7 protein-coding genes are annotated in these 9,290 nt (G+C 72.2%); 3 read left to right on the top strand and 4 right to left on the bottom strand.

Annotated features, from left to right (window positions below; translation table 11 throughout):
- Positions 1–56: 56 nt before the first annotated feature.
- Both CP982_RS40890 and CP982_RS40885 read right to left on the bottom strand, forming a co-directional pair.
- Positions 57–1,406 carry a serine hydrolase domain-containing protein gene (locus tag CP982_RS40890; RefSeq protein WP_150515129.1) on the bottom strand — a complete coding sequence of 450 codons (1,350 nt, stop codon included), beginning with the start codon at positions 1,404–1,406 and terminating at the stop codon, positions 57–59.
- Positions 1,407–1,490: 84 nt separating this feature from the next.
- On the bottom strand, positions 1,491–2,711 hold the full coding sequence (locus CP982_RS40885; protein WP_150515128.1) for a cytochrome P450: 1,221 nt from the start codon (positions 2,709–2,711) through the stop codon (positions 1,491–1,493).
- Between the two features lie 1,401 nt (positions 2,712–4,112).
- On the opposite strand from CP982_RS40885, the gene CP982_RS40880 reads away from it, so the two are divergent.
- Positions 4,113–4,727, top strand: a complete 615-nt coding sequence (locus CP982_RS40880) for a hypothetical protein (protein WP_150515127.1) — start codon at positions 4,113–4,115, stop codon at positions 4,725–4,727.
- Positions 4,728–4,805: 78 nt separating this feature from the next.
- On the opposite strand, the gene CP982_RS40875 is transcribed toward CP982_RS40880, so the two are convergent.
- Complete coding sequence (locus CP982_RS40875; protein WP_150515126.1) at positions 4,806–5,465, bottom strand: RNA polymerase sigma factor; 660 nt, start codon at positions 5,463–5,465, stop codon at positions 4,806–4,808.
- A gap of 166 nt (positions 5,466–5,631) precedes the next feature.
- Between CP982_RS40875 and CP982_RS40870 the strand changes: the two genes are divergently transcribed.
- The gene (locus CP982_RS40870) at positions 5,632–6,678 is read left to right on the top strand and encodes a MerR family transcriptional regulator (protein WP_150515125.1); all 1,047 of its coding nucleotides are present in this window, start codon (positions 5,632–5,634) and stop codon (positions 6,676–6,678) included.
- Between the two features lie 38 nt (positions 6,679–6,716).
- Here the strand turns inward: CP982_RS40870 and CP982_RS40865 are convergent, their stop codons facing one another.
- Complete coding sequence (locus CP982_RS40865; RefSeq protein WP_150515124.1) at positions 6,717–7,376, bottom strand: fasciclin domain-containing protein; 660 nt, start codon at positions 7,374–7,376, stop codon at positions 6,717–6,719.
- A gap of 232 nt (positions 7,377–7,608) precedes the next feature.
- Between CP982_RS40865 and CP982_RS40860 the strand changes: the two genes are divergently transcribed.
- Positions 7,609–9,282, top strand: a complete 1,674-nt coding sequence (locus tag CP982_RS40860) for a molybdopterin-dependent oxidoreductase (protein WP_150515123.1) — start codon at positions 7,609–7,611, stop codon at positions 9,280–9,282.
- The last annotated feature ends 8 nt before the right edge of the window (positions 9,283–9,290 follow it).

Raw genomic sequence — 9,290 nt, 5'->3', positions numbered from 1 at the left:
ACGGGGACTTCCCGGCAGGGCAGGGCCGGGCGTGCTCACGCCGGAGCTGGGTGTGCTCAGGAGGTGCTGGTGCGGCGGGCGGTGCGGCCCGAGATCTGCACGCGGTCGACGGTGCCGGTGGCGGCGTCGCGGTGGAAGCGGCCGCCGGGTTCGCGGCGGCCGGTGGCCGGATCGACCAGGTCGCACGTCAGGTCGGCGTAGCAGACGAGGGGCAGCGGAAGGTCGCCGTCCACGGACAGCGCCGGGGAGCCGTCGACGTCGAGGGTGATGCGGTAGGCGAGCGCGCCGTTGCGGTAGGTGCCGACGCACTCGGGGAGGGCGACGGGTTCGCCCCGTTGCGCGGGTGCCGGAGCGGTCGGCACGCGCACGCCGGTGAGCCGGGTGAGGTCGTCGGCGAGGTCGTGCCACAGGGCGGTGGCGCCACCGGCGTTGCCCGTGAAGGCGACGACCACGCCGCTGTCGGGCTCGGCCCGCAGATGGCAGGAGGTGCCCTGGGCGTTCCCGTCGTGGCCGCACCACCAGCGGCCGTCCTCCTTGAACAGCGCGACACCCAGGCCCCAGGCGTCCGCGAGGACTCCGGGGTCGGCGCCGGGCACGGGGGTCCGCATGAGTTCCGCGACGGCGGGCGGCAGCACGGCGGACCTGCCTATCAGGGATCTCCCGAGGGCGGCCAGGTCCTGGGCGCTCGCAAGGAGGGCGCCCGCCGGTGCCTCGACGGGGGCGAGGTTCTGCCGGGCCGGGCGCAGCTGTCCGGTCGCGGTGTTCAGGGCGTGGCCGACGGCGGCCGGGCGGGTCGGGGCGGACGCGCCGAGGTGGGCGGCCGTGGTGCCGAGGGGTTCCAGGAGCAGGGCGCGGACGGCTTCCTGCCAGGTCATGCCGGTGACGGACTCGATCAGCCGCCCGGCGGCGACGTAACCGGCGTTGGAGTACGAGAATCCGGTGCCGGGTGCGAACAGCGTGTCCTGGGTGGCGCAGACGCCCGCCAGGTAGCGCGAGACGGTGGTGCCCGCGGCGGTGTCCGAGTCGGGTCCCGTGGGCAGGCCCGCGGTGTGGCTGAGCAGGTGACGTATCGTTACCTCAGGTAACGCGCGTAGCTCGGGCAGGAACGCGCTCGCGGGGTCGTCGAGTTCCAGGTCGCCGTCGTCGGCGAGGAGCATCACGACGGCCGCGGTGTAGGCCTTGGTGACGGATCCCAGGGGTACGGCCGTGTCCGCGGTGAACGCGGTGCCGGTGGTGGCGTCGGCGGTGCCGGTGTGCACGCTGACCACGTCCGTGCCGATGTCCACGGCCAGGTGGGCACCGGGGACCCGGTGGGTGCGCGCGAGCACGTCGAGACGGTCCTGCAGGGCTTCGCGTAGGCGGGACGGCGACCGCTCGATGATCGTGGCGGCGGTGGTGTACGGCATGACGAAGTGGCTCCCGTTAAACAGTGGCTCAGGGCGGGTGGCGCGCCGACCGGCGGGCTCCGGGCCGGACGTGGGGCGCGGTGCTTACGGTCTGACGACGTCGACCGGCAGGTGGCGGACGCCGACCAGGACGGCGGGGTTCTGGTACGTGACGTCGTCGTAGGTCGAGACGGAGAGGTCGCGGAAGCGGTCGAGCAGCATCCGCAGCGCGATGCGGGCCTCCAGGCGGGCCAGGGGCGCGCCGAAGCAGAAGTGGATGCCGTGGCCGAAGGTCAGATGCGGGTTCGGGCTGCGGGTCACGTCGAGGACGTCCGGCTTGGTGAAGCGCTCGGGGTCGCGGTTGGCGGCGCCGAGGTGGGCCATCACGAGGGCGTCGGCGGGCAGTTCGTGGCCGCCGAGGACGACGGGCTTGGCGACGCGGCGGCCCAGTTCGGGGAAGGGCGGCAGCCAGCGCAGCACTTCCTCGATGGCGTCGGGCAGCCGTCCGGGGTCGGCGCGCAGGGCGGTGAGCGTGCCGGGGTTGCGGTCGAAGGCGACCAGGGCGTTGCCCAGGAGGGCGGTGGTGGTGATGTGTCCGGCCACCAGGAGCAGGGCCACGAACCCGACCATCTCCTGGTCCTCCATGCGGACGCCGTCCACCTCGGCGGCGATGAGCTTGCTGATGAGGTCGTCGCCGGGCGCGGCACGGCGGCGGCGGATGTGCTCCAGGACGTAGCCGTTCATCTCGCGCACGGTCGGGGCGATGGCCTCCAGGGCGCGCTCCAGGTCGGCCATGTCCGGCGTCTCACTGAGCTGGTCGCCGCCGAAGAGGGTGGCCGCCCACTCCTGGAACAGCGGGTGGTCCTCGGCGGGGATACCGAGGAGTTCGGCGATCACGATGATCGGCAGCGGGTAGGCGAGCGCGTCGACCATGTCGATCCGGTCGCGGTCCGCCACGGCGTCGAGGAGGCGGGCGCACACGGCCTCGATGCGCGGTTCGAGCCCGTGCACCACGCGCGGGGTGAACGCCTGGCTCACCAGGGTGCGGAACTTGCGGTGCTCGGGCGGGTCCATGCCGACGAAGTTGCCCTGCCGGAAGGCTTCGAAGTCCTCCTGGGTGGGGGCGATCGGGGTCATGTCCGAGGAGTACGTCGCGGGGTCGGCGAGCACGGCGGCGACCCCTTCGTGGTTGACGACGTGCCACACCCCCTGTGCCTCGTCGTGGTGCACGGGCCCGGCCGCACGCAGGGCCTGCCACTGTTCGGTCAGCGTGTCGAACAGTAAGTGGTCCTGTGTCGATGAGCTGTTGCTCGAATTGCTGGTCACTTCTCTCCCTTGAGTGGGGGGATGCGCGGGCACGACGAAAGCAGGGGGTGGGGCGGTCGCTCTGGCTGAGTCGCCTCGGGCACGCGGGGCGGGGCCGTCGTGGCACCGCGCGGGTCGCGTGTCCTCGCACGGGCCGAAGGGCCCCGCGGGGTGAACGCGGCGTGCGGGCAGGCCGATGGAGCGTCCGTCACGGAGGGCGGGCAGGCCCTAGCGACGGGCGGTGTCCTCACCGACCCGCACGCCTGCCATCCGCCGTCACCGGGGCCGCTTGGCCTGGCTCAACACGTCCGCCCCATCGCACTTCGGCTTTCCGTCCGCCCTTCGGCGAAGGACGGCACCTGTTGTGCGAACCAAGCCGACATCACTCATCCCCCAGTGAAACGATCCCCGCGGCTGTGCGCGAGATTTCCCCATGCTCGTGCGAATCGGTGGCGCGGCCCCGCGAAGGCGGGACTCCCCGCTGCGGACGACAACGTACGCACATCCCATGGATGCGGTCCTGTGCTTTGCACCACGCATATTCAGAGCACCCTCGCCACAGTCTTCACGGTGGGTCACTCGATAGCAACCCCCAGAAGTTGAACGGAGGGTGCTTCCACCGTCTGTTTTGCGTAACCGCCGAGTAGCTTTCGAACGGTCTTGTTCGCTCCTCAACAATCCAGTGCGGACCGCCGCCACGCGTGTGCCCCACCGCCCCATGGCCAAACACCCAACCATAGAAATCGCCGCCTTCCGCCTGCTGACATCCGGCCAGGAGCGGCCCCCACCAGGCACGGTCGCCTACCTTCGACCAGGAGCGACTGCCGCCGTGAAAGATGGTGACCGGTTTCGCACCCTCGCTGCCCACTTTGACGCCATCCCACGACATGGACCGATCAGGGATGCCCGGCCTCCGGAGGGCCCCTCCGACTGGGATCCAGCCGTGGCCGAATTTCATAGGGGGCGCACAGGGGCGCACGGTCACGCATTGTGCGCGGGCGCGCGCTTCCAGCAGAAACCTCTTTCCTTCTTCATCTCCGTGGAATTCTCTCCGGTTAACGGCGAATGTCGGGTTAACGGCCAATGCCTTGGCCAATGATTGGGGTATGCACGGGACGAAAGAAGATCCTTTCTCGCTTCGCGACGGCATCGCCGCCACCGATAAGGAGCACCTTTATCGATCTCGTACGGCTGCATGATCGCAAGGGTGGGTGCCGCCCCACCTGGGACTCCTGACACACCGGACGACACCGCGGCCGGAAGAGGAAGCGGTCGGTCCATACGGGCGGAATCGGCTCACCTTGCGGGTGTTTCAAGCCGATTCAGGGTGCCGGTGCGGAGAGACGGGTGTGGCTGCACATGCTTCTGACATGAGCGGTGCCCGAGAGGCGGGTATCGCGTCCTGAGACAGGGGGGTCTTGCATGAACAAGGGACGACGCGCGGCCAGACGGGCCGCTATCGGGGGTGCCGTCCTCGCGGCAGCGGTGCTTGGCGCGCCGCCCGCGCTCGCTGCGGACCGGGGAGCCGCGGCCGACATGCCGGGCTTCCTTGAACCCTCGGATCTGCCCCCGGACCCCTTCTCGGCCTGGTACTACTCCAGTTTCCCCACGGAAGGGCCGCACTGGCCGCTGTGCGTGACATCGGCGCTCCCGGACAGCGACGTCTGGCACGCGACGTACTCCACGCCGGAGACCGCCGGGGCGACGCAACTCTCCGTGACGTTGCCGACGGAGGCGGAGGCCGTCGAGACGGCCGCGCGCTTCGAGACCGAGGTCCGGGGCTGCAAGCAGCGCATGGAGCAGGAGGACCCGAACCGGCCCGTGACGTTCTGGGACCACGGCGGTCTCGACGTGGAGGAGGGCGCCCACGCGTACGGCATCGGCTTCCAGGGCGGCTGGGGCTACCAGAACCAGCTGATCTCGGTGGGCCGTGACGGACGCACCGTCACCGTCGTGACGTGGGAGAGCAACTGGGGCGACCCGCCCGTGGACGCCTTCAAGGGGACCACGCGCACGGCCGTGAACAAGCTGCACTGAACGAATGGGGGTCCGGGCGTCGCGCCCGGGCCCCCGCCCCCGGTGCGCGCCGCCGCGACGCGGCCGCTGCCGCCGGGGTCATCCCGGGGTCTCCCCCGCACCGCTCTCCCGCAGTTGGCGGCGCAGCTGCTCGAGTCCCCGGCGGGCGTGGCTCTTCACCGTCCCGAGCGGCCAGCCCGTGACCACGGCGATCTGCGGCTGGGTGAGGTCGTCGTAGAAGGCGAGCCTGAGCACGCGCCGTTGGGCGGGTGACAGACGGCTCACCTCGTGGCCGATCATCACGCGGTCGAGCACGGCCTCCGGGTGGTCGGCGCGCCGGTTCTCCCGTGCGGGCGGCACGGTCGCCGCGAGGGCGACCAGGTCCGCCCGGCGCGTGCGGGCCGCGAGGGCGTCGGCGATCTTGTGGCGGGTGATGCCGATGAGCCATCCGGGGAACGTGCCTCTGCCGACCGCGTAGGTGGTGCGCGCTCGCCAGGCGGCGAGGAACACCTGCTGGGTGATGTCCTCGGCCTCGCGCGCGTCACCGAGTGCGCGCCGGCCCAGTGCGTGGACCAGTGGCCCCCAGCGGCGGAAGGCGGCGGCGAGGCCGTCCTCCCCGCCGGACACGAAGCCCCGGGCGATGTCCTCGTCGCTCTGCTGCGCCTCGGCCTGCTCCGGACCCGCGCGCCGTGGGGGCGCGGGTGGCTGGTCAGCCACGCGGGGGCCGAGCGTCCGTCGGGCGGAGTGAGTGGAGGGCATGACTGCGGCTCCTTAGGCAGGGAACTGCGGCTGCGCGGCGAGCGGTCGGACCGCTCCGCCGACCGGGGCACGGTGTCCGCCTCAGCGGGGGCGGCCGGGTTCTCATCGTCCGCAGGCCGCGTCGAACGAAGCAACATGCGTCGTTTCTGCGTCGTATGGTGACTGCGTGGCCGACAAGCAGCAGGCGGAGCGGGACGGGGGCGACGGCGCCGCCGTGACGACGGGGGCGCTCGCGCGGCGTCTGGGCGTCTCACCGACCACACTGCGGTCCTGGGACCGGCGCTACGGCCTGGGCCCCGCCGTGCGCGCGGACGGCCGCCATCGCCGGTGGAGCCGCCACGACGTCGCCATGGTCGAGGACATGTGCAGGCTCACCGCCACGGGCGTGCCACCGGCGGAGGCCGCCCGGATCGCCAAGCGGCGCGGCCGCGGCCCGGCCGAAGGTCCTGCGACGGGTGTGCCGACCCCGCCCGCGCCTCCGCCCGCTCCCGTACGCGGTGATCGCGCCGGGGGCGGGCTGCCGCTCGGGGACGTGCGGCAGGAGTCCAGGGGCCTGGCCCGCGCGGCGGTGCGCCTCGACGCACCCGAGGTGCAGAACCGGCTCAACGCCCTGGTCAGGGAGCACGGCCTGACGGTCACCTGGGACGAGGTCATGGTGCCGACCCTGCGGGCGGTGGGCCGGAAGTGGGCGTCCTCCGGGGACCGTTACGTAGAGGTCGAACACCTGTTGTCATGGCACATCTCGACCACGCTGCGCAGCGTGCCGCTGCTCGTCCCCGCCCGGCCCGCCGTCGACGCCGCGCCCGTGCTGCTGGCCTGCGTACCGGACGAGCAGCACACCCTGCCGCTGGAGGCGCTGCACGCCGCCCTGGGCGGGCGGGGCGTGCCGACGCGCATGCTCGGCGCCGCCGTTCCCGTGGAGGCGCTGCTCGCGTCGGTGCGCCGCGTCGGCCCGGTGGCCGTGGTGCTGTGGTCCCAGGCGCGCTCCACGGCCAGCGTCCCGCTCGCCCAGCACCTGACCGCCATGGAATGGGGCGTGAAGGGGGCGCGGCGCAGCCCCGCGGTCCTCACCGCGGGTCCCGGCTGGGCGGGCAGAGCGGTGCCGGGGCTCGTGCGCTGCCACGGCCTGGAGGACGCGGCAGCCACGCTCGGCGGGCTGTACGGCGACCTCCTGGAACCGCCGTCCACGGCGGCGCAGGCGGCCGACCACTGACCGCCGCTAGTGCTACGCCCCAGCGGCGAGCGGGCGCGTCACTTCTTGGGCATCAGAACGCTGTCGATGATGTACACGTTCGCGTTGGCGGTCCTCACGTTGCCGCACACGACGGCGGCGGAGTCGTTGACCTCGTACGACTCCCCCGATCCCGAGGTCCTGAGCCTGCTCTTCTCCAGGGTCGGGAAAGAGCCGTCCTCCAGGGCCTCGGGAGTGAGCTTCTGCCCCACGACGTGGTAGGTCAGAATGCTGGTCAGCTGTGCCTTGTCGTTGAGGACCTCGTCCAGGTCCTTCTGGGGGATCTTGGCGAAGGCGTCGTTGGTGGGCGCGAACACGGTGATGTTCTCGGCGTTGTTGAGCGTGTCGACGAGGCCGGCCTTCTTGACCGCGGTGACCAGGGTCGACAGGGCCGGATTGTGCGAGGCGGCCGTGGCGACCGGGTCCTTGGCCATGCCGTCGAAGCTGCCCGCGCCGTCCTTGGGAACCGAGGAGCACGCGGGGCCGAACGGCTCGTCGGCGCTCTTCGTCGCGTCGTCCGCGGCGTCCTTGCTCGCGTCGTCCCGCGCGGCGGTGGACTTCTTGCCGGAAGCGCCGTCCTCGCCGTCGCTGTCGTCCGAGCACGCGACGAGGGCCAACGGCAGGACGGCCGCGGTGGCCAGGGCCAGGGCGACGCGGCGCATACGGAAGGTGCTGCTCATGATCTGCTCCTCGATGGGGGGTCGGAGGGAGCGGAACTGCTCTTCCGCTCCCCGCACCGGTGATTCGGAGCTGTGGGCCGTTCGGCTTGGCCGTTCCCCCGAAGAGATCAGTCCGTTCTCGGTCGCCGCAGGTCATCGCGGCGCTGTCCCCCAAGACTCGGTGTGACATCCCGCGTGCCCCGCCCGTGGTGCGGAACCAATCCGTCCACGGGAGCGGCTACGGATGCCCGGTATGAGCGATGAATCGAGAACCCCTCGGCGCCGCACGGCCCTTCGCCTCGGCGCCTTGGGCGCGGTGAGCGGACTGCTCGCGGGCCACACGGCCTTGGCCGTGGCCGAGCTGGTGTCCGCCGCGGTGCGTCCCGAGGCCGGGCCCGTGGTCGCGGTCGGCGGCGCTGCCATCGACAGGACCCCCGCGTCCCTCAAGCTGTGGGCGATCCGTACGTTCGGCACGAACGACAAGCTCGTCCTGCAACTCGGCATTCTCGGCGTCCTGGGCCTGTTCGCTCTCGTCCTGGGCGTCCTGGCCGCGCGATACCGGCGGGTCGGCTCCGCGGGCGTCCTGCTCTTCGGGGCTGTCGGGGCGCTGGCCGCGACGGCGCGTCCGGACTCCACGGGCGTGGGGGACGCGCTGCCCTCCGTCGTCGGCGCCGCGGCCGGCGCCGCGCTGCTGTACTGGCTCGCCGGGAGGCTCCGGCAAACGCCGCCCGCCGAGGTACGCGCGAAGCCACGGCCGCCGTCGTCCGACGAACCTGCCGAAGCTGATGAACGCGGGCGCCCCGAACGCGACGGCGGGGAAGGCACACAGGGCCCCGGATGGGATCGTCGCAGGTTCATCGGCGCCGCCACAGCCGCGGCCGCCGCGTCGACGGGTGCTGGTCTGCTCGGCCGGGCACTGAACCGTGCGGGCGGCGAACGGGCGGCGAAGGCCCGCAGCCGCGTCGCCCTGCCACCACCGTCCTCGCCCGCTCCCCGGGTGCCCCGGGGAGCGGCCCTGCGCGTCCCGGGCATCAGCCCGTTCACCACGCCCAACGCGGACTTCTACCGGGTGGACACCGCCCTCGTCGTGCCCCGGGTCGTGCCCTCGTCCTGGAGCCTGCGCATCCACGGCAGGGGCGTCACTCGTGCGCTTCGGCTGTCCTACGACGACTTGCTGAGCATGCCTCTCGTCGAGCGCGACATCACGCTCACCTGCGTATCGAACGAGGTCGGCGGGCCGTACGCGGGCAACGCGCGCTGGATCGGCGTGCGCCTGGAAGGCCTCCTCGCCCGCTGCGGTGTCGAACCGCCGTCCCGGGGCGGCCCCGCCGATCAGCTGGTCGCCCACTCGGTCGACGGAATGACCCTCGGCACTCCGGTGGAGGACGTGATGGACGGCCGCGACGCGATGCTCGCGCTCGGCATGAACGGCGAGCCGTTGCCGCTCGCCCACGGCTTCCCGGTGCGCATGGTCGTCCCCGGCCTCTATGGGTACGTGTCCGCCTGCAAGTGGATCGAGGACATCGAACTGACCACCTTCGACGACTACGACACGTACTGGGTCAAGCGGGACTGGGCGCGGGAGGCACCCGTCAAGACCCAGTCCCGCATCGACACGCCCAAGCCCTTCGCCCGCCCCGAACCGGGCACGGTCGTGATCGCCGGGGTGGCGTGGGCCCAGCACCGCGGCATCGACAAGGTCGAGGTCCGCGTGGACGACGGCCCCTGGCGGCGGGCCGACCTCGCCGCGGAGGACACCCGGGACACCTGGCGCCAGTGGTCCCTCCCCTGGGAGGCCACGTCCGGCAGTCACACGCTGACCGTCCGTGCCACCGACCGCACCGGCACCACACAGACACAAGAACGCACCCGTACCGTCCCGGACGGTGCGAGCGGCTGGCACTCCGTGCTCGTCACCGTCGGCTGAGGCTCGCC

Origin of the sequence: Streptomyces spectabilis (genome assembly GCF_008704795.1) — a bacterium.
Taxonomy (GTDB): domain Bacteria; phylum Actinomycetota; class Actinomycetes; order Streptomycetales; family Streptomycetaceae; genus Streptomyces; species Streptomyces spectabilis.
Note: the sequence above shows the minus strand (reverse complement) of the source record. Positions and strands in the feature narration are given on the sequence as shown.

Bases quoted from the DNA above. Each gene is read 5' to 3' on its own strand.
- CP982_RS40890 (WP_150515129.1), bottom strand. From the start codon at position 1,406: ATGCCGTACACCACCGCCGCCACGATCATCGAGCGGTCGCCGTCCCGC.
- CP982_RS40880 (WP_150515127.1), top strand. From the start codon at position 4,113: ATGAACAAGGGACGACGCGCGGCCAGACGGGCCGCTATCGGGGGTGCC.
- CP982_RS40875 (WP_150515126.1), bottom strand. From the start codon at position 5,465: ATGCCCTCCACTCACTCCGCCCGACGGACGCTCGGCCCCCGCGTGGCT.
- CP982_RS40865 (WP_150515124.1), bottom strand. From the start codon at position 7,376: ATGAGCAGCACCTTCCGTATGCGCCGCGTCGCCCTGGCCCTGGCCACC.
- CP982_RS40860 (WP_150515123.1), top strand. From the start codon at position 7,609: ATGAGCGATGAATCGAGAACCCCTCGGCGCCGCACGGCCCTTCGCCTC.